This is a genomic window from Variovorax trehalosi (genome assembly GCF_051216415.1).
GTDB lineage: Bacteria > Pseudomonadota > Gammaproteobacteria > Burkholderiales > Burkholderiaceae_C > Variovorax.
In genome coordinates this window covers 678,509-701,091 of record NZ_JBPJZG010000003.1, presented here as the reverse complement: position 1 = coordinate 701,091, position 22,583 = coordinate 678,509, and the positions used below count along the sequence as shown (strand labels likewise).

At 68.4% G+C, this 22,583-nt stretch carries 16 protein-coding genes; 15 read left to right on the top strand and 1 reads right to left on the bottom strand.

What is annotated here, in order from left to right; genetic code table 11:
• Window positions 1-17 precede the first annotated feature (17 nt).
• Complete coding sequence (locus tag ACSFA7_RS15265; protein WP_435500147.1) at window positions 18-404, bottom strand: DUF4280 domain-containing protein; 387 nt, start codon at window positions 402-404, stop codon at window positions 18-20.
• A gap of 221 nt (window positions 405-625) precedes the next feature.
• On the opposite strand from ACSFA7_RS15265, the gene ACSFA7_RS15260 reads away from it, so the two are divergent.
• The 15 genes from ACSFA7_RS15260 (at window position 626) to ACSFA7_RS15190 (ending at window position 22,547) form a co-directional block, all read left to right on the top strand.
• Window positions 626-1,195: a Pvc16 family protein gene (locus ACSFA7_RS15260; protein ID WP_435500146.1), complete on the top strand. Its 570-nt coding sequence runs from the start codon at window positions 626-628 to the stop codon at window positions 1,193-1,195.
• A gap of 5 nt (window positions 1,196-1,200) precedes the next feature.
• Window positions 1,201-2,208, top strand: a complete 1,008-nt coding sequence (locus tag ACSFA7_RS15255; RefSeq protein WP_435500145.1) for a hypothetical protein — start codon at window positions 1,201-1,203, stop codon at window positions 2,206-2,208.
• A 34-nt stretch (window positions 2,209-2,242) separates the two neighbouring features.
• Window positions 2,243-3,610, top strand: a complete 1,368-nt coding sequence (locus ACSFA7_RS15250; RefSeq protein ID WP_435500144.1) for a phage tail sheath family protein — start codon at window positions 2,243-2,245, stop codon at window positions 3,608-3,610.
• Window positions 3,611-3,663: 53 nt separating this feature from the next.
• Window positions 3,664-4,098, top strand: coding sequence for a phage tail protein (locus ACSFA7_RS15245; RefSeq protein ID WP_435500143.1), 435 nt, complete (start codon window positions 3,664-3,666; stop codon window positions 4,096-4,098).
• Between the two features lie 23 nt (window positions 4,099-4,121).
• Window positions 4,122-4,562: a phage tail protein gene (locus tag ACSFA7_RS15240; RefSeq protein ID WP_435500142.1), complete on the top strand. Its 441-nt coding sequence runs from the start codon at window positions 4,122-4,124 to the stop codon at window positions 4,560-4,562.
• A gap of 11 nt (window positions 4,563-4,573) precedes the next feature.
• Window positions 4,574-4,735 (top strand): DUF5908 family protein, encoded by a 162-nt coding sequence (locus ACSFA7_RS15235; RefSeq protein WP_172672138.1) that lies wholly within the window; start codon window positions 4,574-4,576, stop codon window positions 4,733-4,735.
• Window positions 4,736-5,061: 326 nt separating this feature from the next.
• Window positions 5,062-5,730 carry a CIS tube protein gene (locus ACSFA7_RS15230; protein WP_435500141.1) on the top strand — a complete coding sequence of 223 codons (669 nt, stop codon included), beginning with the start codon at window positions 5,062-5,064 and terminating at the stop codon, window positions 5,728-5,730.
• A 14-nt stretch (window positions 5,731-5,744) separates the two neighbouring features.
• Window positions 5,745-7,475, top strand: a complete 1,731-nt coding sequence (gene vgrG / locus ACSFA7_RS15225) for a type VI secretion system tip protein VgrG (protein ID WP_435500140.1) — start codon at window positions 5,745-5,747, stop codon at window positions 7,473-7,475.
• Between the two features lie 4 nt (window positions 7,476-7,479).
• A complete protein-coding gene (locus tag ACSFA7_RS15220) occupies window positions 7,480-7,920 on the top strand; it encodes a GPW/gp25 family protein (RefSeq protein WP_435500139.1) in 441 nt (146 codons plus the stop codon).
• Window position 7,921: 1 nt separating this feature from the next.
• Complete coding sequence (locus tag ACSFA7_RS15215) at window positions 7,922-11,053, top strand: hypothetical protein (RefSeq protein ID WP_435500138.1); 3,132 nt, start codon at window positions 7,922-7,924, stop codon at window positions 11,051-11,053.
• Between the two features lie 3 nt (window positions 11,054-11,056).
• On the top strand, window positions 11,057-13,786 hold the full coding sequence (locus ACSFA7_RS15210; protein WP_435500137.1) for a hypothetical protein: 2,730 nt from the start codon (window positions 11,057-11,059) through the stop codon (window positions 13,784-13,786).
• A 34-nt stretch (window positions 13,787-13,820) separates the two neighbouring features.
• On the top strand, window positions 13,821-16,556 hold the full coding sequence (locus ACSFA7_RS15205) for a hypothetical protein (protein ID WP_435500136.1): 2,736 nt from the start codon (window positions 13,821-13,823) through the stop codon (window positions 16,554-16,556).
• Between the two features lie 2 nt (window positions 16,557-16,558).
• Window positions 16,559-18,061 (top strand): contractile injection system tape measure protein, encoded by a 1,503-nt coding sequence (locus ACSFA7_RS15200; RefSeq protein WP_435500135.1) that lies wholly within the window; start codon window positions 16,559-16,561, stop codon window positions 18,059-18,061.
• Entirely contained in the window at window positions 18,058-19,437 is a 1,380-nt protein-coding gene (locus tag ACSFA7_RS15195; RefSeq protein ID WP_435500134.1) for an ATP-binding protein, read from the top strand. Before ACSFA7_RS15200 ends, ACSFA7_RS15195 begins: the two co-directional genes overlap by 4 nt.
• A gap of 11 nt (window positions 19,438-19,448) precedes the next feature.
• On the top strand, window positions 19,449-22,547 hold the full coding sequence (locus ACSFA7_RS15190) for an eCIS core domain-containing protein (protein WP_435500133.1): 3,099 nt from the start codon (window positions 19,449-19,451) through the stop codon (window positions 22,545-22,547).
• The last annotated feature ends 36 nt before the right edge of the window (window positions 22,548-22,583 follow it).

Sequence of the window (22,583 nt, the reverse complement as noted above, 5' to 3'; positions counted from 1 at the left end):
TTGCGCAGCGCGAGGCTTCAGCTGATGTCCACCGCCACCTGCCCCGGCGTCAAGACGCTGATCACGCCACCCCACACGCACTGCAGCGTGCAGCCATCGTGCAATGCGGGCATGCCGCCGAGTTGCACCATCGCAGCTCCGGGTACCCATGGCGCAGGCGTCACCGGCACGCAAGGCATCGGCGTCAGCACACCGGCGGCAGCCGCCGTGGCCGATGCCACCGATGGATTGGCAGGACTTCGGCACATGCCAAAAGGTGTGATGTTGAGAAAGGGCACGCTGTCCTGCACGTTGCCGGGTGGGCCGGCCGGCATCGCAGCCACCTTCGGCGTCGCGTTGAACGCCGAAGGCGCGAGCCCCATCGAGCACGAGACCTGGGCTCCGCTGCACACCTGCTTGGGCATTCGCACGCTCCTTCGTCCTCGGACGGTTTGCACCGTTTCCAGCTTAGCGGCGCACCCGTGGAGTTCAAGCGCCAGGCGGCAGATTCGCGCTCGGCTACACGGCCGATGGAGGTTCGTCGTACCTCCACAGGTCTAGCGCCGATGGCCTGATTGCGCCGGCCAAACCTCGGGAATATGGTTGCGCTCCCCGATCCCGAGGGATGCTTTTCGAAGGGTGCAAGGTGATCGACACAGCGCTTGATTTCATCGCCGACGAGGTCAATGCCCACCTGCGCAAGCGCACGGGCAGCGAGCTCGGTGCCGTGGACATCGGCCCGCTGGTGGACGACCGCGGCAACTGGGTCGGCGTCGTCGACACCACGCGCCTCACGCTGTTCCAGATCGACGAAGAGCGCGTGCTGCGCGACCAGATGCCCGAGCGTGCCATCGTCGCCGGCCGCGAAGTGATGCTGCCGCCTCCGCTCAAGCTCAACCTCGTGCTGCTCTTCTCGGGGCGCTTCCAGCAGTACGCGCAAGCGCTGCGCACGCTCTCGCACATCATGGGTTTCTTCCAGGCGCGGCCGTTGTTCACGCCGGCGGACAGCCCCGCATTGCCGATGGGGCTGGAGCGCGTGGCGCTCGACCTGCTGAGCTATGGGCCCGAGCAGTTGAACCAGATGTGGACCTGTCTTGGCGCGAAGCACTTGCCTTCGGTGGTGTACCGGTTGCGGCTGGTGGCGCTGCAGGACATGGAACCGATTGGTACGGGCATGCCGGTGACGTCGATTCAAACGTCGCTGCACGGACGCTGAAGACCATGGCCCGCATCGACTTCCGACCCCTCTGGACCGTCGAGGTGCAGCACGCCTTCTTCGGCGGCGCCTGCGACACCATCGAATTCCTCGTGCCGCCGTCCACGCAGCGCGCACTCGCAGGTGCCCATGCCATCGCGCGGCAACGCGATGGCCGCCTGCACATCCTGTACGAAGCGAATGAAAGCGCCCAACCGCTCTCCCCGCTGGCAGGCCGCACATTCCTCTTCGGCCTGCAGCCACGCGAGCCGTCGTTCGAACTCATCACCGTGCCCCTCGGCCTACCGCCGGGCGACACGGCGCTCTGGCGCAACTCGCCCGATGCCGACGCACTCACCGGTCCCGCAGCAGTGCGAATGAGCGGCGAGCAACTGCGCATCGAGCCGCGCTCGGCGCTGCGCCCGCTGACCCTGCGGCTCTTCGACGCCACCGACACGCAGCGCGCGCAGGCCGTGCTCAACATCGGCGAAGAAGCCTGGACCCCGTTGGGCCTCTTCACCCGCGGCATCTGGCGCGTCGAGGAAGACGATGGCAACGCCGCACCCCAGAGCTGGCGCCTGCAGGTCGAGCCGGAGCTCATCGGCGCCTGGGGCCTGCTCGAACTGACGGTGGATGCCGGCCACATCGCCGATGGCCACGCTTTCACGCTCGCCTTCGCCGCGCGCAGCGACACGCTGCGCTACTACGTCGTGGCCAACCGCTTCGGCGAGGCGGAGTTCAACCAGGTCCAGGTGCTCGACAACGGCTTTTCCGCCGAGTCGCGCCCCGCGATCCAATTCAACCGCGTACTGCCCGCCGCCTTCGGGCCCGGGCACCTGGCGCCCGGCTTGCTCGACCCCTCGGGCAGCGCGCGCATCGCCCTGTTCGAAGCCCAGGCCAGCGTCGCGCGCCGCGCGCGCGGGCCGTCGGGGCTGGAACTGCATCGCAACGGCGACCTGCTGATCGGCAACCTGCCGCAGCCCGGCGCCGACCGCCCCGACGCGCAATTCGTCGTCCACCTCTCGCAATCCTGAACCACTTCCTCAGCACCGCAAAGGAGCCTTCGCCATGCCGACCTACCGCACGCCCGATGTCTACATCGAAGAAATCTCGGTCTTTCCACCTTCGGTGGCCGAGGTCGAGACCGCGATCCCGGCCTTCATCGGCTACACCGGGCAAGCTCGCAAGGTGAGCGCTGGCGACCTGTCCAACCGGCCCACCAAGATCTACAACTTCGCCGAGTACGAGCAGTACTTCGGCGGGCCCGACACGCCCGACATCGACGTGGCGCTGGTCGCGGATGGCCCTGGCTTCATCGCCACGGTGACCCCGCCCGAGATCACGTACCTCATGTACTACGCGGTCAAGATGTTCTTCGACAACGGTGGCGGCAAGTGCTACATCGTGTCGGTCGGCGGCTATGCCGATGCCATCGAGCTTGCCGACTTCACTGCGGGCCTGGACGCCGTCGCGCTCGAGGACGAGCCCACGCTGCTCGTGTGCCCCGAGGCCATTCAACTCGGGGGAACGGGCTACGACACCATGTCGCAGAACATGCTGATCCAGTGCGGCACGCTGAAAGACCGCTTCGCGATCCTCGACCTCTTCGGGGGCGATGCCGCGCAGGACAACGCCGCACTCACTGCAAACCGCGCGCGTGTCGGCAACAACAACCTGAAGTACGGCGCGCTCTACTACCCGTTCCTGCGCTCGAGCTTCAACCATGCGGTGATGGGCCTGGGCACCAATGTCAACGTCACCATCGGTGGCGGCGCCGCGGCCACGCTCGACACGCTGCAGACCACGGCCACCGCCGCCTTCAACGCCGCCAAGGCCGCGCTGCTCGACCACTACATCGTGGTGCCGCCCAGCGGCGCGGTGGCCGGCGTGTATGCCGCCACCGACACCGCCCGCGGTGTCTGGAAGGCCCCGGCCAACGTCGGCCTGGCCGACGTGGTGGAGCCCACTGTTCGGCTGGACAACGCGCGCCAGGACGAGCTCAACGTCGATGCCACCACCGGCAAGTCGATCAACGCGATCCGCGCCTTCGCGGGCAAGGGCACGCTGGTATGGGGTGCGCGCACGCTAGCCGGCAACGACAACGAGTGGCGCTATGTGCCGGTGCGGCGCTTCTTCAACATGGTCGAGGAGTCGGTCAAGAAGAGCACCTACTGGGCCGTGTTCGAGGCGAACGACGCCAACACCTGGGTCAAGGTGCGCGGAATGATCGAGAACTACCTGACGCAGAAGTGGCGCGAGGGCGCACTCGCAGGCGCCACCATCAAGGACGCCTTCTTCGTGCGCTGCAGCCTGGGCACCACGATGAACGCGCAGGACATCCTGGAAGGCCGCATGAACGTGGAGATCGGCATGGCCGCGGTGCGGCCCGCCGAATTCATCGTCCTCAAGTTCTCGCACAAGCTGCAGACCAGCTGAGCGACACACCCATTCATCGATCGATTGATTGAAATTCTCGAGGAGCCGACGCCATGCCGCAGCAATACCCTCTTCCCGTCTTCCACTTCACCGTCCAGTGGGGTGGCACACGCCTGGGCTTCTCCGAAGTCAGCGGGCTCACGCAGGAGAACCAGGCCATTGAATACCGGGACGGCTCGTTCCCCGAGTACTCGTCGATCAAGATGCCGGGCCTGCGCAAGTTCAACAACGTGACGCTCAAGCGCGGGATCATCAAGGCCGACAACGACTTCTTCAAGTGGCTCTCGACCGTCAAGCTCAACCAGGTGGAGCGGCGCGACGTGGTGATCTCGCTGCTCAATGAAGAGCATGCGCCGGTGATGACCTGGAAGATCCACAACGCCTTCCCGGTGAAGGTGGAAGGGCCGGGCCTGAAAGCGGCCGGCAACGAGGTCGCGATCGAGTCGATCGAGATCGCGCACGAAGGGCTCGAACTGCAGAACGACTGACGGACCGATCGACAGGCCTCGTCATGTTCACGCCTCCTCTCGGCTTCCACTTTAAGGTGGAAGTGCTTGGCATCACGCCCGTAGCGGACGACCTTCGGTTCACCGAGGTGGGCGGCCTCGCGCTGGAGATCGCCACCGAGGACATGCCCGAAGGCGGCGAGAACCGCTACGTGCAGCGTTACCCCGGCGTGGCGAAGTACGGCGACCTGGTGCTCAAGCGCGGGCTGCTGAAGGACAGCGAGGTGTGGAACTGGGCGCGCCAGTGCATCGAGGAACTCGACATCACGCCGCGCGACGTGGACGTGACACTCCTGAACCCCGAACACGAGCCGCTGATGACGTGGCATGTGGTGGGCGCCTTTCCGACGAAATGGTCGATCGCGGATCTCAACGCGTCGGCCAACACCTTCGTCGTCGAGACGCTGACGCTGGCCTACAAGTATTTCCGGATCGACAAGAGCTGAAGGAGCTTTCCATGCCCATCGTCGTCGATGAAGTGGTGATCACGGTCGAGGTCGGCAATGCGGCCGGTGGTGGAACCGCGACACCGCCTGCGCCGGCGGACGACCGGCAGGCACTGGTAGCGGAGTGCGTCGAGCGGGTGCTCGAAATTCTTCGTGACCGCGAGGAGCCTTGAAATGAAGCTTTGCTCTCTTGTTCAGCGTCGCAGGAGCCATTCAGGGCGCGATCCCGCCGACGGGGTACCTTGCTCCGCGAATGTCCCCCGGCCTTCGGCCTCCTCCTTGATTTCGCTGCGCAAGGCACCCCATCGGCGTGCTCGTTATACAGAGCAGTCGTTGATCGGCCAGTACCACAGCCGCGCCTCTGGTGCACAGGGCATCGGGTGCTCCCCGCAGCGAAATCAAGGAGGAGGCCGCAGGCCGGGGGACATTCGCGGAGGGGAGTACCCGGTGGCCTGTGCACGCGCCCCGAACAGCAACACCCGCAGATGGAGTCACTGACATGCCTTCAGGACATCTCGAAAAACTGCTGGTGCAGGCCTTCACCACACCGGACTGCGCCACCGGCAGCCAGATCGACACCTTCGAGTCGTACGTGAACCCGAGCGAGATCACGCTCGCCTACGAGATGGAGTACGACGCCGCGCAAGGCTCGGGCACCACCGGCAGCCGCATGGACTTCAAGAAGGTCAAGCCCGGCGACATGTCGCTGAACTTCTTTCTCGATGGCACCGGCGCCAACGGCGTGAAGATCGACGTGCAGCAGCAGGTCGAGAAGTTCCAGACCGTCACCGGCTACAACGGCGACATCCACCGGCCCAACTACCTGCTGGTGGCCTGGGGCACGATCCAGGTGAAGCGCTGCGTGCTCAAGAGCGCATCGATTGCGTACAAGCTCTTCAAGGCCGACGGCACGCCGCTGCGCGCGACCATCGCCGCCACCTTCGTCGATGCGGTGGAAGACCAGACGCGCGTCGCGCTCTCGCAGGATTCCTCGCCCGACCTCACCCATGTGCGCGTGCTGCGCGCCGGCGACACGCTGGCCGCCCTGTGCGCGCAGATCTATGGCGACCCCGCGCTCTACCTGAAGGTGGCGCGCGCCAACAACCTCGACGGCGTGCGGCATCTTCCCGCTGGCACGCGCGTGCGCTTTCCGCCGCTGCGCAAGTGAGCGAAGGACGAAACATGCCCAACGCTGTCGCTGCCCCACCTCCGCCGCCCGCCAAGCCCGCGGAGCGCACGCTCCCCATCAAGGCCGAGCACCGCGAGTTCACCGTCAAGGTGAACGGCGATCCGGTGCCGCGCGAGCACGCGCTGCATTCGGTGAGCGTGGTGGCCGCGGCCAACCGCATCGCCTCGGCGCAGCTTGCGTATGTCGATGGTGCGGCAGGCTCAGGTGACTTTCCATTGAGCAAGCTCGACCTGGTGAAGCCGGGCGGCACCATCGAGATCCTGGCCGGCAGCGGGGCCGACCCGACGTTGGTGTTCAAGGGCGTGATCGTCGGCCAGCGGCTGCGCATCCGCGAGGCCTCGTCGTCGATGCTGGTGATCGATTGCCGCCACGCGGCGATGAAGCTCGCCCAGGTGCGCCGCAGCGCGAACTTCTTCGACCAGACCGATGGCGATGTCATCGAGTCGCTGCTCGGTGCGGCCACGGTCGATGCGGAAGTCGATGCCACCACGGTCACGCACAAGCAACTCGTTCAACACGACTGCACCGACTGGGATTTCGTCGTCACCCGGGCCACCGCCAACGGGCGCATGGTCTTCACGCGTGGCGAAAAGCTCTCGGTGAGCGAGCCGAAGATCGGAGCTCCGTCAGTGCAACTCCAATTCGGTGCGACCCTGCTCGAGTTCGACGGCGGCATCGACGCGCGCATTCAGGCGCAGGCCGTCAAGACAGTGAGCTGGAATCCGGCCGACCAGGCCGTCGAGGAGCAGGAAGGCGAGGCGCCTGCCTTCAAGTCCACTGGCAACTTCCAGGCCGATGCACTGGCCGTCGATGCGGGTTCGGAGACGGTGCTGCTGCCCCACAGCACCCTCGATGCCCCCGAGGGCGTGGCGCTCGCGAGCGCAATGCGGCAACGCGCGGCGGTCGATCTCGCGAGCGGCCGCGCCATGTGCGTCGGCATCGCGACCGTCCAGCCCGGCGACACGGTCAAGCTCGGTGGCGTGGGCGACCGCTTCAGCGGTGACGTGCTCGTCACCGGCGTGCGGCAGGTCTTCGACACGCAACGTGGCTGGAAGACACACCTGCAGTTCGGCAGCGCCGAGCCTGACCCCGCGCTGCGGGAGCGCCTGCAGCGCCAGCGCACCGCCGACCTGCTGGCACCGGCCGCCGGCCTGCAACTGGGCGTGGTCACCGACAACGAAGACCCGCAGGGCGAGTTCCGCGTGCGGGTGCGGATGCCGCTGGTGAACGGCGGCGACGACGGCGTCTGGGCCCGCGTGGCCGCGGCCGATGCGGGCAGCAACCGGGGTCTCTTCTTTCGCCCCGAGATCGGCGACGAGGTGCTCGTCGGCTTCCTGGACGACGACCCGCGCCACCCCGTGGTGCTGGGCATGCTGCACAGCAGCGCCAAGGCCGCGCCGCTCGCGCCGAGCAACGACAACCACGTGAAGGGCTACACGAGCCGCAGCGGCATCGCACTGACTTTCGACGACGAGAAGAAATCGCTCACGCTCGCCACGCCCGGCGGCAACACGCTGGTGCTCGACGACCAGGGCGGCGGCATCACGATCAGCGACAGCAACGGCAACAAGATCGTGCTCTCGCGGGACGGTATCGCCATCGAGAGCGCGAAAGCCTTCTCGGTGAAGGCGAACACCGAGATGAAGTTCGAGAGCGTCGTCAGCACCGACGTGAAGAGCATCGGCGTGGTCAAGGTCGCGGGCTCCGCGCTGCAACTGGGGTAAGGCCATGGACGACACTCCGCTCTTCCTCGGCCGCGGCTTCGGTTTTCCGCCGTCGTTCTCGAACGGCCAGGTGCGCATGGTCGAGGACGAGGTGGACATCCAGGAGAGCCTGGCCATCCTGTTCGGCACGGCGCCGGGCGAACGCGTGCTGAACGCCAAGTTCGGGCTGGACCTCTCGCCGCTGCTCTTCGAGCCGCTGAGCACCACGCTGCGCACGCTGCTCGAAGACCGCATCACCACCACGCTGCTGATCCACGAGCCACGCATCCGGGTGCTTTCACTGGCAGTGGACGATTCGCGTGCGTTCGAGGGGGTGCTGCAGATCCGGCTCGACTACACGGTGCGCAGCACCAACACCCGCTTCAATCTCGTGTTCCCGTACTACCTGGGCGATGCGAACGAGCTGCGCGATCGCGTGGTTCCCGCGCTGCCGGCGAGGAGTTGAGATGGCCGCCCAAGACCTCCTTGACGCCTTCGCCGCCGCGCCCGGAACGGCGCAGGTCGAGCGCGACGATCCGCGTCTCGCGCCCGCGTCCACGCCCATCGACGACCGCAGCACGGTGCAGCTGCTGCAATCGCTGCACGCGTTGGCCGGCCTGATCCAACACCACGAGCAGTGGCCCGTGTCGGCGACGCCCGGCAATTGGCAGCCCTACTTTCCGTCCGGCGACATCGCCAAGCTCGAAGCGCTGGTGCAGAGCACCGACGGCAAGCAGCAGCCACATCACGGCCTGCTGATCGCGTTCCTGCAGTTGCTGGCCCGACCGCAGGCGCGGCTGAACGACTTCACCGCGCAGCACCTGAACTACCAGATGCAGCGCGTGCTGGGCTTCGCGCCCCGCGGTCCGCAGCCGGACCGCGCGCACCTGGTCTTCGAGCTCAAGAAAGGCGCGGCGCCAGTCGAGATCGCCGCGCCGCAACTGTTCTCGGCCGGCAAGGATGCGACCAAGGTCGAGCAACTTTTCGCGCCGGTGCGCGCCGCTGTCGTGGGTCGCGCACGGGTGGCACGGCTCGCGAGCATCGTGCGCGATGGGCAGCGGCTCCTGTTCGCGCCCGTGACCAACTCGGTCGATGGACTGGGTACGCCGCTCCCACCCGCCGCACCGCACTGGCCGCCCTTCGGCCGCACGGGACTGCCGGCCGCGCCGGTGGGCTTTGCCATCGCTTCGCCGCTGCTGCGTCTGGCCGAAGGCGCGCGCACGGTGCGGCTCAAGTTGCGGCTGTCGGGTCTTCCCACGGGAGTGAATGCCTCGGCGCTCGCTGCTGCCTTCGATGCCCACCTCACGGGCCCGGCCGGCTGGATCGGCCCGCTGCCGATGAGCGGCAGCCTGAGCGGCGACCTGCTGACGCTCGAAGTGGCCGTCGGCCCCGCGCAGCCTGCCGTGGTCGACCACAACCCTGCGGCTCATCTGCATGCTTTCCCTGCCGCCCTGCCCGTCATCCAGTGCCTGCTGAAGCCGGGCGCCGAACTCGCCTACAGCGCGCTCGAAGACGTGACCGTGCGCAGCGCGAAGGTGACGGTCAACGTCAAGGACATGCGCGCCCTCACGCTGGAGAACGACGACGCGCCGCTCGACCCGAAGAAGGCCTTCCTGCCTTTCGGCGCGCAGCCCACGGTCGGCTCGCGCTTTCACGTGGGGTGCGCCGAGGCGCTGGCCAAGCCGGTCACCTCGCTGAAGATCCACCTCGCCTGGCAAGGTGCACCGGCCGACCTGCACGACTGGTACGAAGGCTATGCACGCCGCAGCACGATGAGCAACGGCGTGAGCACCGCCACCAGTTGGCGCGATGCCTCGGGCACCGAGCACCAGGCTGCCAACGTGACGCTGATCGCGCGTGCCCCGGCCTCCACCACGCTGAACGTGATCGCCGGCGCGGCGAGCGGCATCCAGGCCTATGCGCCGGCGATGCAGATGCAGTCGCTGCTCCAGGGTGGCAGCGCGATGGCAGCGCATGCGGCGGTGTCGATGCAGCTCGCGCAGCCGGTGGCGCGGTCGATGTCGTTCATGTCGAGCCCGGTCGCCGGGTTCACCGGCATCGGCGCGATTGCCAACATCACCGGCATCACGGCAATCCCCGGGCTCTTCGGCAGCCTTTCGAACTCGGCGCTCGCCGCCGCCACGCCCAGCGCACCGCGCGCCGGGTTCGTCACCGTCTCGCTGATCGACGACCTGCTGCATCGCGACTTCATGCGCGACGCCACCTCGGCCGCGACCGCCGTGCCGCCCAAGGTGCTGAACCCGCCCTATACGCCCAAGGTGCAGGAGATCACGCTCGACTACACGGCCGAAAGCGACGAGAGCCGCCTCGCCGATCCGTCGCAGGCCGCGTTCACCGACACGGACGTGCAGTTCTTCCAGATCGATGCGCTGGGCCTTGCGCGCGAGCATGCATGGCTCAGTACGCGCCGGCCATGGGCGCCGCAGGGCGGCATCGGGCTGCTGCCGGCGCATGCGGCATCGGCTGAATTCCTGATCGCGCTCGACGGCGCGCAGGCGGGCGACTCGCAAAGCCTGTTGATCCAGGTCGCCGAAGGCACGGCCGACCCGTTGGCCGAGGCAGCGGGCATTCAATGGTCGGTGCTCGCCGACAACGCCTGGCGCACGCTCGGCACCGGCGAGCTGGTGCAGGACGACACGCGGGGCCTGCGCGCGAGCGGCCTGGTCGGTCTGGTGCTGCCGCGCGAAACCACCACGGCCAACACCCGCCTGCCAGCCGGCCCCGTATGGCTGCGCGCCACCACGAGCGGCGCGCCGCATGCGGCCTGCGACATCGTCGGCGTGCATGCCAATGCGATCGAGGTGGTGTTCGCCGACCAGGGCAATGACCCCGCGCGCCTTGCGCGTGCGCTCCCGCCCGGCAGCATCGCGAAGGCGCGCACGCCGCTGGCGGCGGTGAAATTCATTGCCCAGCCCTACGCCTCGTTCGGCGGCGCGCTGCAGGAAGACGACACCTCGCTCTCGCGCCGCGCCGCCGAACGGCTGCGCCACCGCAACCGCGCGGTGAACCGGTGGGACTGCGAGCGGCTGGTGCTGCAGGCCTTTCCCTCGGTGCACCGCGCCAAGTGCATTCCGCATGCGAGCGACAGCTCGTGGCTCGCGGCCGGGCACCTCACGATGGTGGTGGTGCCGGACCTGCGCAACCGGCCGACGGGCAACCTGCTGCAGCCACGCGTCGACCTCGACACGCTGGCACGCATCCGCGAGCACCTTGCGGCGCGCTGCGGCCCGCAGACGCGGGTACATGTGCGCAACCCCGGCTACCGGCCGGTGCAGCTCGATTTCAAGGTGCGGCTGCGGCCGGGTTTCGGCTTCAACTTCTACGGACCGCAGATCGACCAGGCCCTCGTGCAGGCGCTCTCGCCCTGGGCCTTCGACAGCACGACCGAACTGGGCTTCGGCGGCCGCGTCGTCCGCTCGGAGCTGCTCGATTTCGTCGAGGCGCTGCCGTGGGTGGATTTCGTCACCGAATTTCGCCTGACGCTCGAAGGCGACACGCGCGACCGCGACGAGATCGTTCCGGACACGCCCGACGCGATCCTGGTCTCCGCTCCTTCACATCGCATCGTGGAGCTCTGAACGATGTTCGACACACCAGACACCATCAGCGCGCTGCCTCCGATCTCGACCGCACCGGAGGCCGATCCGGCCTTCGACCCGCGCGCGCTGTTCGACGAGGGCCTGGCCACCGTGCGCCGCCTGTCGCGCGGTCTCTGGACCGACCACAACACGCACGACCCCGGCATCACGATGCTGGAGGTGGCCTGCTATGCGCTCACTGAGCTGTCGTATCGCCACTCGCTGCCCATCGAGGACCTGCTGACTGCGCCCGGCGAAAGCAATGCGCTGACGATGGGACGCCTGCACTCGCCGCGTACCGTGCTGCCCAACCGCGCGCTCACCGAGCTCGACTGGCGCAAGCTGCTGATCGACCTGCCCGATGTGAAGAACGCGTGGATCGAGCCGGTGACGGATTCGCTGCTCTACGCCGACCTGCGCCTTCGCGAACTGCGCACGACGCCGCCCGCGCATCCGGCCTTCGAGCCCGTGCCGCTGGCGGGGCTCTACCGCGTGCGCATCGAGTTCATGGACTCGGTCAACACGCAGGTCGAGCGCGCCGAAGTGCTCGCCTCGGTGCGCAACACGCTGGAGACCTCGCGCAGCCTCTGCGAAGACTTCATCGAAGTGCGCCCCGTGCGCGCCGAGTACTTCGCGCTGTGCGCCGAGATCGATCTCGAAGGCGATGCCGATCCCGTCGAAGCCGCCGCGCGCCTGCTGTTCGACATCGGCCAGGCCATCGCGCCGCCCGTGCTCAACCACGACCTCGCCACGCTGCTCGCGCGCGGGCTGACGCTGCCCGAAATCCTCGACGGCCCGCTGCTCGAACACGGCTTCATCGACGACGCTGAGCTGCAGGCCACCGCCTTGCCCGCGGAGCTTCGCCTGTCGGACCTGATCGGCGTGGCGATGGACGTGCCGGGCATCCGATCGGTGCGCAACATGCTGCTGAACCCGCTCGTGCGCACGGACGAGAACGACGAGGACGCGCCCGACGCCGACCCCACCGACGTGCAGGCCGACGCGGCGCCGCTCGCCAACGCCTGGCGCATTCCGGTGCGTGCGGGCCGCTTGCCGCGCCTGTCGCTCAACCAGGGCCGGCTGGTCTTCGCCAAGCGCGGGCTGCCGGTGCAGGGCTGGAACATCGCCGACATGCCCGCGTCCGTGGCCGTGCGGCTCGCCGAACTGCGCGAGGCGGCGCGCGTGCGCGTCGAGCGGCAGGCCGGCACCGACGTGCCGCTGCCCGCATCGGGCCGCGCCCGCGTACTCAACGCATGGACCTCGTTCCAGCAGGACTTTCCGGCCGTCTACGGCATCGGCCCGCAGGGCCTGGGCCTGCGCGCCACTGCCGAGCGCCGTGTGCAGGCGCTGCAGCTCCAGGGCTGGCTGCTGTTCTTCGACCATGCGATGGCCGGGCAGTTGTCGATGCTCGCAGGCGCGCGCCGTCAGCTCTCGGTGGCGCCGGTCGACCTGCAGGCCGTGGCGCAGCGCTTCAGCGGTGCCGGCAACGACCGCCACACGCTCTCCGCGCAGATCGTGACGAGCATCGCCGACGACGAATTGCTCTACCCCGCTGGCGCAACGCCGCGCATGCTGGCCGATGCGATCGAGACCAGCGCCGATGCCGCAGCACGGCAACAGCGCTTGCTCGACCACCTGCTGTCACGCGTGGCCGAGGACTTCGCCGACTACGCCGGTGCCATGGCCTCGGCCTTCGGCTACGATAGCGACCGGTTGATCGGCGACCGTTGCCGCTTCCTGCAGGAAGTGGCCGAGCTTTCGCGTGAACGTGCGGGCGCTTTCGAACAACGCCCCGCCACAGCGGCCGAGGTATGGAACACGCCCAACGTCTCAGGCCTGGAGCGCCGCGTGGCGCGCCTGCTGGGCATTGCCGACTTCACGCGCCGCAGCCTGGGCCTGCAGAGCTACGACACCTACAACGAGATCGACGCGGTGCCCGACAGCGTCAACGAGTTCCGCTTCCGCGTGCGGCATGCGGTGACGAACGCGATCCTGCTCTCGTCGAGCACGCGCTACCCAACGCCCGAGGCGGCGCGCGCGGCGATGATCCTCGCGATCGAGCGCGCCCAGCTGCCCGCTGGCTACCAGCGGCTGGTGACGGCGGGCGCCGAGCCGAAGCCTTACTTCAACATCGTCGATGCGGCGGGCGAAGTGATCGCGCGCCGCATCCAGTACTTCGACAGCGCAGCGGCGATGGAAACCGCCATCGGCGACCTCATCACCTACCTCGCGGGCCGATACGGCGGCGAGGGGATGTACCTCGTCGAGCACATCCTGCTGCGCCCGCGTGCCACGACCGACCGGATGTTCGACATCTGCGCCGACGCCGGCTGCGACGACTGCAGCGACCTCGATCCGTATTCCTACCGCGTGCACGTGCTGCTGCCGGCCTATGCCGGGCGCTTCCAGGACGAGGGCTTCCGCCGCTTCGCCGAGGAAGTGATCCGTGCCGAGATGCCGGCGCACATCCTGCCGACGGTGTGCTGGGTGGGCAGCAACGACATGGCCGAATTCGAGGGCGCGTGGCGCAACTGGCTGATGGTGCATGCCGGCTTCGGCAGCACCACCGAGGCCACACGCCAGGCACGGCTCGATGCGCTCATCGACGCGCTGCAACGCGCCAAGAACATCTACCCGAGCCGTGCGCTCTTCGACTGCACGAGCGACGAAACCAAGGCGCCCTTCATCCTCGGCCGGACCTCGCTCGGCACCCAGCCGTCGGGCGGCAACTGAAGCGAACGTCAAGCGAACTCAAGGAGTCACCACCATGGCCGATCCACTGCAAGTGCTCAGCAGCCTCGAGACGCTGGCCGACCACTACACCGTCTTCGAGCCCGACCAGGTGCTCACGCACGGGCAGCTCAACAGCGTGGCCGACTTCTGGGGCGACCAGGTGCGGCTGTCGCGCGTGGCGCTCTCGGGCGTCGGGCTGGTGACGGGGCTGCATGTGTCGCGCGAAGGCACCGGCGTGCGGGTGACGCGTGGCTTTGGCGTCAGCACCGACGGCGACCTCACTACGCTCGCGGCCGATACGCTGTACGACCGCTTCCGTCCCTACGACACGACCGCGCCGGTGTACCGGCCGTTCTACCGCGGCACCGCGGCGGACGGTTCGCCCACCGACATGATCGCGCTGCAGGAGCTGGTGCCCGTGGGCGAGAGCGACGTACTGGCCCAGCCGCTCTCGGCGCTGCCCGGCCCGCTCACCGACCGCGCGGTGCTGATGCTGATGGAGAGCGTGGTCAACGACCCCGACATGTGCAGCGGCACCGACTGCGACAACCTCGGGCGCGATGCGCTGCACCGGGTGCGCCTGCTGCTCATTCGCCGCAGCGATGCGCAGACGCTGCTCGACCGCCTGCCGCTGCGCCCCGCGAGCGAGGCCGCACAGGCGCTGCCGCCGGTGGCGATGCGCCGGCCCGTGCTCGGCAGCAACATCGTCAACACCGCGCTGCTGGCCACGCGCTTTCGCGACAGCACGCGCTCGTCGCTCGAAGACCTGCAGCGCGCCCTGCCGACGCTCAACGCCAACTGCCCCGAGGTGCTGGCCGACATGTTCGGCGCTGATCCCACCGCGCGCTGGCTCGGCGCGTTGGCATCGCTCTCCACCCAGTTCGCCAACGCGACGAGCGGCCTCCAGAACTGCTATGGCTTCGTCAAGGACCTGATCGACCAGTGGAACGCGCTGCGCGAGGCGCTGCTGGCCGACGATGCGGTGCCGTTGCCGAATGTGGCGGCCTTTCCGAAGCACCTGCTGCTCGGCGCCACGGCCGCGCCGCGCGAGCAACGCACGGGGCTCTACCCATCGCCGCTGGACGCCACGGCGCGCGAGCGCTCGGCACACGCGCGCTTTCACGCTTGGAAGTTCGATGCGTTGATCGCGAGCTTCCAGATGCCCACCGACACCACGGTGCGCGTCACACCCAGCCTGTCGGATGCGCATCCGCTCGAAACGCGCGCGATCCCCTGGTACTACCGGGTGCTGGAGACCACGCCGATCCACGCCGCATGGAACTTCCGCCTTTCGTCGCGCCACCACGAGGGCCAGAACCTCGGCTACCGCGCGACGGCCTGGGCCAGCACGGCGCGTGCGCGCGACCCGCTGGCCTTCGCCATCGGCGGCCACGACTTCTTCCGCATCGAAGGCCACCTGGGCCGCGTGGCCGAGACAGTGACGGCCGAGCTGCGCCAGCAGGTCGTCGAGCGCAACCTGCCGTTCCAGGTGCAGGCGGTGCTGGTGCACACCAGCCGCGACCGCCTGCGCGTGCGCCCGCCGTTCCGCTACACGCCGCTGCACAGCCTGCACTACCTGGTGCGGCAGGACGTGGCCTTCCGGCTCGACGAGAGCGAGCAGTTCGGCCAGCGCCACCTTGCCGACATGACCGAGGCAGTGAAGGCGCAGCTGATTCCCGCCACCACGAGCGGCGGCACCTCGGTGGTGGCCAGCGCGCGCCTGGCCGGCGAAGCCGTCAGCAGCGCCAGCAAGGCCGCATCGCCCGTGCTGGCCAAGGCCAGCTACAGCGGCTACCGCGCCGCGGTGGCAAGCGACCAGGGGCCGGCCTTCAAGACGAACTACACCGCCTCGCTGGTGTCGGTGCGGGAGGCGCGCGCGAACCTGAGCGACCTGTCGCGCGCGGATTTCGTCTCGCCCTTCGATGGCCTCCTCAACACCAACCAGCCGCACTGGATCGACTGGCTCGACGATCTCATCCTAGACCAGGGCAACAAGGCCGACGACAAGCTGCTGCTCTCGCGCTTCGTGCAGGACCACCCGGGCCTCGACCACCTGGGCGGCGTGTGGCGCGGCGGCACCTTCGTGCTGGTGTACGACGACCAGGGCCGCGTGGTCGGCGACTTCACGCTGCCCTACCCGGCCGCCGAGGCCGAGGCGCCCGAGACCGACGACCCGCCGCTCACCCGCCCACCCTATCGGCCGCCGCTGGCGGCGGGCAACGGCATCCGCGCGGTACGGCCCATCGACCTGGTGGTGAAGGACCGCTTCACCTTCGAGCGCGAAGGCTTCCAGAAGGACCTGGACCTGCAGCGCGCCGGCATCGAAGGGCTGGTGAAGGGCGCGTTCGTTCCGAGCAATGCGGTGGACCCAAAGACGCGCGGCGTGCTGGACCTTACTGGCGATTCGTACCTGGACCTGCAGGCCGCCGAAATGACGCACCAGCGCGAACGCGTGAAGGACTTGCAAGAAATGATGACCCAGCCCGGCCTTTCGAACGATGTGCGCACGCAGGTCGCGCGCGACCTCGACCGCGCGCAGCTCGACTTGGCAGAGACGCTGGGCGGCGTGGCGGCGCAGATGGTGACGGCCGGTGTCGACGTGAGCACTCCGGCCGGCAAGCAGTTGACGCAATCGATGACGAGCAGCATGGCGACGATCCAGAGCCCGGCGGCGAAGGCGCAGGTGGACACGCGGCTTGCGACCGCACAGGGCCGTGCCGCGGGCAATCAGGCGGCCGTGATCGGCAACCTGCGCAACATCGGCCGCTGAACATGGACACCCACCGCGTTCGGCGCCTGCGTTGGCGGGCCTCGGCTTCGAACCCGGCCGAGGCCTTTGCGCTGCGCACGCTGTTGCGGGAGCAGGGGGAGGTTTGCGAGGCAGCACTGGACCGGGCGTTCGACAAGGCGGTGCCGGTGGACGAGGTGTGGCACCTGCCGAAGCTGGCGCTGGAGGTTCGGCTGGCGGACCTCCGGGGGCTGTCGGCGGGCGAGTTGTCCGAGCGCATCGAGGCTGCGGTGCGCGCGGCGCTGGCTGCGGCGGAGCGTCCGGTGAAGCGCGGTGCGCGTGCTGTGAATGCGGGACACGAGGGCCGAGCAGGCATGTCGCCTGCCACGTCGCCCTTTCCCGAAGCGGACATCGCTTCGTCGCAGCGCTCGACCGCCGTCGAGGTGCGCCAGGCCCTGAAGCACTACATGGCAAGCGGGCTCCTGCCCTGGACGCTCGCCGGCCTTGCGCCCGAGGAGGCGCAGCGCGTGCTGGCCAAGGCGGCGGTGCGGGTCGCGGAATCGGTGGCAAACGGCGCCGAACCGCTGCGCTCGGTGCTGCCCGACGCGACCGATGCGCGCGCGGCCTTCGGCGCGCTGCTGCGCTGGTTGCCCTTGCTGCCCGCCACGCTGCGCCGCCGCTTGCTCGCGGTGCATTGGCCGCCGCTGCCGCCGAGCCCTGCGACGCTGGAAAGCTGGCGCGCATGGATCGATGACGACGCCGTCGACCGTATTGAATGGCAGGCGATGTGGCTCGCCGCGCCGCTCGGCGCCGCTGCGCTTCGCGAGCTTGTGGCTCAGCAGCGCGCGGTGGCAGGCGCACCGCCGTTTCTTGCGTCGCTGCAAGAAGCACTTGTTGAAAAGCCGAACCGGCAAAGAACTGCTCATCCGCTCTCCAAGAGCATCGGCGCCAAAGTCTCCTCCGCGCAGGCGACGGAAGAGCCGCCGCGCCCAGAGCAGAAGCATCCATTGCAGAGCGACACCGCAACAATCACCGAGCCCCTGCTGGTCCCGCTCGCCGGCCTGGTCCTGCTGCACCCCTGGCTGCCCCGCATGCTCGCCGGCTGCGGCGTGCTCGACGAAAGCGGCAAGCGGATCCTCCCCGCCGAACTGCCCCGCGCCTGCGCCCTGCTGCACGCGCTGGCCTGCGACGACGCACCCATCGCCGAGCACCAGTTGCCCTTTGCCAAGCTGCTGCTCGGCCGCCCGCCCGACGAGCCGCTGACCACCGTGCTGCCCGCGCTCTCGCTCGCCGACTGCGAAGAAGTCGATGCGCTGCTCACCGCCGTGCGCGACCACTGGAGCGCCCTGCGCGGCACCGGCATCGACGGGCTGCGCCTAAGCTTCCTGCAGCGCCGCGGCCTGCTCTCGCGCGGCGACGGCACCTGGCACCTGCGCATGCAGTCCGAGGCCTTCGACATGCTGATGGCGATGCTGCCCTGGCGCATCGAACAAGTGCGGCTGCCCTGGATGCCGAAGCTGCTGATCGTGGAGTGGCCTGCGCCATGAAGCCCACCGACATGCCGCCTGTCAACGCCCGTGTCGACACCGACACGCTCGAAGCCGAGCTCGAATGGCTCGCGCATGTGATCGAGCTGCGCCTGCACCACTACTTCCATGAAAAGGCGCCGGGCTCGCCGCCCCTGCCCGACACGCTCGCGCCGCCACCCCCGCTGCGCCCCAAGGCGGGTCCGTATGCGGCCGCGCTGCAGCGCCACGGCTTCGACGCCATCGAGCGGCTGCTGATGATCCTCGCGCTCGCGCCTCAACTGCGCCCGCAGTTGCTCGACGTGCTGGCCACGCAGAACGCCACCACGCAGCGCCCTTACACCGAGTTCGGCGCGCACGTGGGGCCGGGCGGCGCGATGCTGCCAACGGTCGAGACGGCCTGCTTCCTGCTCGCGGGCGACGACCTCGCGCGGCGCTTCGAGGCGTTGCAGCGCCTGTCGTCGCAGCAACGCCTTGCGCGCGACGACCTGTTGCGCACCGAGACACCGGTGGTGCTCGAGGCCGGTGGCCTGCTGCAGTCGCTGCTCGTGCCCTCGCCCGCCTTCCTCGCCGAGGCATTGCCCGGCCCCGCGCTGCCGGCGCCGACCGACCGCACCGCGCTCGCCACCCGCGTGCAGACGGGCCTGCGCTGGGAAGACCTCGTGCTGCCCGCCACCACGCTGGGGCAGCTCGAAGACATCCATCTCTGGCTCACCCACGGCCAGCGCCTGCTGCACGACTGGGGCTTCGGTCGGCGCACGGGGCGGGGCCATGTAAGCCTGTTCCACGGCCCCTCGGGCACCGGCAAGACGTTGTCGGCCTGCCTGATCGGCGAGCGCTGCGGGCGCGAGGTGCACCGCGTCGACCTGTCGCTGGTCGTCTCCAAGTACATCGGGGAGACCGAGAAGAACCTCGCGCGCCTGTTCGATGCGGCCGAGCGCGACGGCTGGATTCTTTTCTTCGACGAGGCCGATGCGCTCTTCGGCAAGCGCACCAGCGTGAGCGATGCGCACGACCGCTATGCGAACCAGGAGGTGAGCTATCTGCTGCAGCGCATCGAGGGCTTCGACGGCGTGGTGATCCTTGCGAGCAACCTGCGCCACAACATCGACGATGCGTTCCTGCGTCGCTTCCAATCGGTAGTGCAGTTCCCGCTGCCGCGCCCGCCCGAGCGGCTGCGGCTGTGGCGCGAAGGCATTCCCGATGCGGTGCGGCCCGACCCGGCGCTCGACCTCACGCGCCTCGCGCAGCAGCACGAGCTGTCGGGCGGCACCATCGTCAACGTGCTGCGCTATGCGTGCCTGCGCTCGCTGGCGCGCGGCGACGGCCTGCTGCGCGCCGAGGATGTGGACGAAGGCGTGCGGCGCGAGCTGCTGAAGGAGGGCCGCGCGCTGTAGCGGGGACGCCCATGGCCGACACCGCCACCCAGCCCTCCCCCACGCGTGCGGCATTGCGTGTGCCCGATACGCGCCGCCCGCCGCCAAGGCGCGTACCACCCGCCACCTCGAAGCCCGCAGCGCCCGTTGCGCCGGTGCGCGTGTCCCAGCCCTCGGACCCCGCCGAGCGCGAGGCGGTGCGCGTCTCGCAGCGCGTGCTCGCCATGGCGCCCGCCGCGGCGACACCGCAGGCACGCCGCTTCGCCAAGACCGTGCCGGCGCGCGGCTCCGCACGCAGCCTGCTGCCCTCGTCGCTGGGCGTGGGCGCGTCGGTGGGGCAGCCGCTGCCGCGCCATCTCAAGCACGACATGGAGCCGCGCTTCGGCGCCGACTTTTCGGCCGTGCGCGTGCATACCGGCGATGCGGCCGCGCGCGCAAGCCGTCGCCTGAACGCGGCCGCCTTCACGGTTGGGCATGAGGTGTTCTTCGGCCGCGATCGCTTTGCGCCCGGCAGCGTCGCGGGCCGCGGCCTCATCGCGCACGAGTTGACGCACACCATCCAGCAGGGCGGCGCCGCGCAGCCCGCTGCAGGTTCCGCTGTGGCGCACCGCAGCGTCGACACCACCGTGCGCGTGCGCAGCGAACCGCAGGTGCAGCGCCTGGGCGTGCAGGACGCGCTCGATTACTTCGCCGGCAAGGCCGACAGCATTCCCGGCTTCAGCATGTTCGCGCTGGTGCTGGGCATGAACCCGATCAACGGCCGCGCGGTGGACCGCTCGCCGGCCAACGTGTTCCGCGCGCTGGTGCGCTTCGTGCCCGGCGGCGACCTGATCGTGCGGGCGCTGGACACCTACAGCGTGTTCGACAAGATCGCCAACTGGTTCTCCCAGCAGGTCGACAGCCTCGGCATGGTCGGCTCCACCTTCAAGCAGGCGGTGTTCGACTATGCGGACTCGCTCGGCCCGGGCGCCCTGCTCGACCTGGGCGGCGCGTGGGACCGCGCGGTGCGCATCTTCACGACGCCGTGGAACCAGATCAAGACCTTCGTGGGAGGCCTGGCGAGCGACATCCTGACGCTCATCAAGGATGCGGTGCTCAAGCCGCTGGCCGCGCTGGCCGCGACCACGCCGGCCTACCCGCTGCTCAAGGCCGTGCTCGGCAAGGACCCGGTGACCGGCGACGAATCGCCGGGCGATGCGCAGGCGATCCTCGGCGGCATCATGACGCTGGCCGGCCAGGGCGAGGTGTGGGGCCGGGTGCAATCGACCGGCGCCATCGGTCGCGTGGTGGCCTGGTTCAACGACGCGAAGAAGGCGCTGGTGGGCTTCGTCAAGCAGATTCCGGCACTCGCGATGGCGGCCTTCACTTCGCTGGAGCTGATGGACATCGTGGTGCTCCCGCGAGGCCTGGCAAAAGTCGCCGCCGTGTTCGGCAACTTCCTCGCAAGCTTCATCGGCTGGGGCGTGGACTCGGCGATGAAGCTCGCGGAAATCGTCTTCGAGGTGGTGAGCCCCGGCGCCTGGGGCACGATCCAGAAGACCGGCGGCGCGCTCAAGAAGATCATCAAGGACCCGCTGCCCTTCGTGAGCAACCTGGGCAAGGCGGCGAAGCTGGGCTTTCAGAACTTCGCCGGCAACTTCCTCACGCACCTGCAGAACGGGCTGATCAAGTGGCTGACCGGCTCGCTCTCGGGCGTCTACATCCCCACGGCGCTGTCGCTGCCTGAGATCGTGAAATTCGCGTTCTCGGTGCTGGGCCTGAGTTGGGGGAACCTGCGCGGCAAGCTGGTCAAGGGCATCGGCGAGACCGCGGTGCTGGCGCTGGAGAAAGGCTTCGGCATCGTCAAGACGCTGGCCAAGGAAGGCCCGGCGGCCGCCTGGGTGCAGGTCAAGGCCGAGCTCGCCGCGCTCAAGGACCAGGTGATCGAAGGCATCAAGGGGATGATCATCGAGGCGGTGGTGACCAAGGCGATTCCCAAGCTGGTCGCGATGTTCATTCCGGGTGCGGGCTTCATCTCGGCCATCGTGTCGATCTACGACATGGTGATGGTGTTCATCAACAAGATCTCCGAGATCGCCGCGGTGGTGAGCGCCTTCGTGGGCTCCATCTCGGCGATTGCGGGCGGCAACATCGGCGCGGCGGCGGGCAAGGTGGAATCGGTGCTCGCGGGCGGGCTGTCGCTCGCGATCAACTTCCTCGCGGGCTTCGCGGGGCTGGGCAAGATCGCCAGCAAGATCAACGGCATCCTGCAGAAGATCCGCGCGCCGGTGGACAAGGCGCTGGATTCGATGGTGGCGTGGGTCCGGAAGATGGCCAAGAAATTCCTCGATGCGCTGCTGGGGAAGAACAAGAAGGGCAAGGACGGCAAGCCCGACGAACGGACCATGCAGCAGAAGCAGATGGACCTGGACAAGGGCATCGCCGAGGCCAACAAATACCTCGAGGACGAAGAGCTCGATCCCTCGGACGTCAGCAAGAAACTGGGCGCCATCCAGTCCAAGTACAAGCTGACCAGCCTGAAGCTGAAGACGGATTCGAAGACCGAGGAGGACGAGACCGATCACGTCGAGGGCGAGGTCAACCCCCGCAAGAACACGGCACCCAAGAAGAAGATCATCCGGATGAAGAAGGTGTCGGTCACCTTCAATTGCGACACCAAGGAATACGACGCCGGCGAGTTCCAGGAGCAGCTGAGCGGGCAGCAGTCGGGGCTCAACAAGATGAAGGTGGACAAGTGGGCCGCGAACCGTGCCGCCTACGCGGCGCGTGCCGCTGCAGCGGCCTCCGGTTCGGGTCGCGACCCGAAGGGGGCGACCGCACAGAAGAAGTTCCGCGAACAGGAGCGTGAGCGGTTGATCCTCGAACGGATGAAAGGCGGCATGGCGCGCGGGAAGGCGGAACGGGAAGTTGCCGCGTTCATGAAGACCCAGGCCGCACTGCACGACCCCGACCAGATTGCAGGCGGCGATCCCACCAAGATCAGGAAGCTCGGCTCCAAGTACATCAACTCTTCCATCGGATCGCAGTGGAAGAACAATGTCGCGACGATGGACGCCGAGGTCGCCAAGATACCTGCCAAGCGCAAGCCAAAGCTGAACATGAACGTGCAGCTGAAACTGAACCAGAGCTAGCAAAGTTCGCAAACCCAAGGAGACGGTCCGCAAGAC

Excerpts from the sequence above, each read along its gene's own strand:
- ACSFA7_RS15265 (WP_435500147.1), bottom strand. The coding sequence starts at position 404 with ATGCCCAAGCAGGTGTGCAGCGGAGCCCAGGTCTCGTGCTCGATGGGG.
- ACSFA7_RS15255 (WP_435500145.1), top strand. The coding sequence starts at position 1,201 with ATGGCCCGCATCGACTTCCGACCCCTCTGGACCGTCGAGGTGCAGCAC.
- ACSFA7_RS15250 (WP_435500144.1), top strand. The coding sequence starts at position 2,243 with ATGCCGACCTACCGCACGCCCGATGTCTACATCGAAGAAATCTCGGTC.
- ACSFA7_RS15245 (WP_435500143.1), top strand. The coding sequence starts at position 3,664 with ATGCCGCAGCAATACCCTCTTCCCGTCTTCCACTTCACCGTCCAGTGG.
- ACSFA7_RS15240 (WP_435500142.1), top strand. The coding sequence starts at position 4,122 with ATGTTCACGCCTCCTCTCGGCTTCCACTTTAAGGTGGAAGTGCTTGGC.
- ACSFA7_RS15235 (WP_172672138.1), top strand. The coding sequence starts at position 4,574 with ATGCCCATCGTCGTCGATGAAGTGGTGATCACGGTCGAGGTCGGCAAT.
- ACSFA7_RS15230 (WP_435500141.1), top strand. The coding sequence starts at position 5,062 with ATGCCTTCAGGACATCTCGAAAAACTGCTGGTGCAGGCCTTCACCACA.
- vgrG (WP_435500140.1), top strand. The coding sequence starts at position 5,745 with ATGCCCAACGCTGTCGCTGCCCCACCTCCGCCGCCCGCCAAGCCCGCG.
- ACSFA7_RS15220 (WP_435500139.1), top strand. The coding sequence starts at position 7,480 with ATGGACGACACTCCGCTCTTCCTCGGCCGCGGCTTCGGTTTTCCGCCG.
- ACSFA7_RS15215 (WP_435500138.1), top strand. The coding sequence starts at position 7,922 with ATGGCCGCCCAAGACCTCCTTGACGCCTTCGCCGCCGCGCCCGGAACG.
- ACSFA7_RS15210 (WP_435500137.1), top strand. The coding sequence starts at position 11,057 with ATGTTCGACACACCAGACACCATCAGCGCGCTGCCTCCGATCTCGACC.
- ACSFA7_RS15205 (WP_435500136.1), top strand. The coding sequence starts at position 13,821 with ATGGCCGATCCACTGCAAGTGCTCAGCAGCCTCGAGACGCTGGCCGAC.
- ACSFA7_RS15200 (WP_435500135.1), top strand. The coding sequence starts at position 16,559 with ATGGACACCCACCGCGTTCGGCGCCTGCGTTGGCGGGCCTCGGCTTCG.
- ACSFA7_RS15195 (WP_435500134.1), top strand. The coding sequence starts at position 18,058 with ATGAAGCCCACCGACATGCCGCCTGTCAACGCCCGTGTCGACACCGAC.
- ACSFA7_RS15190 (WP_435500133.1), top strand. The coding sequence starts at position 19,449 with ATGGCCGACACCGCCACCCAGCCCTCCCCCACGCGTGCGGCATTGCGT.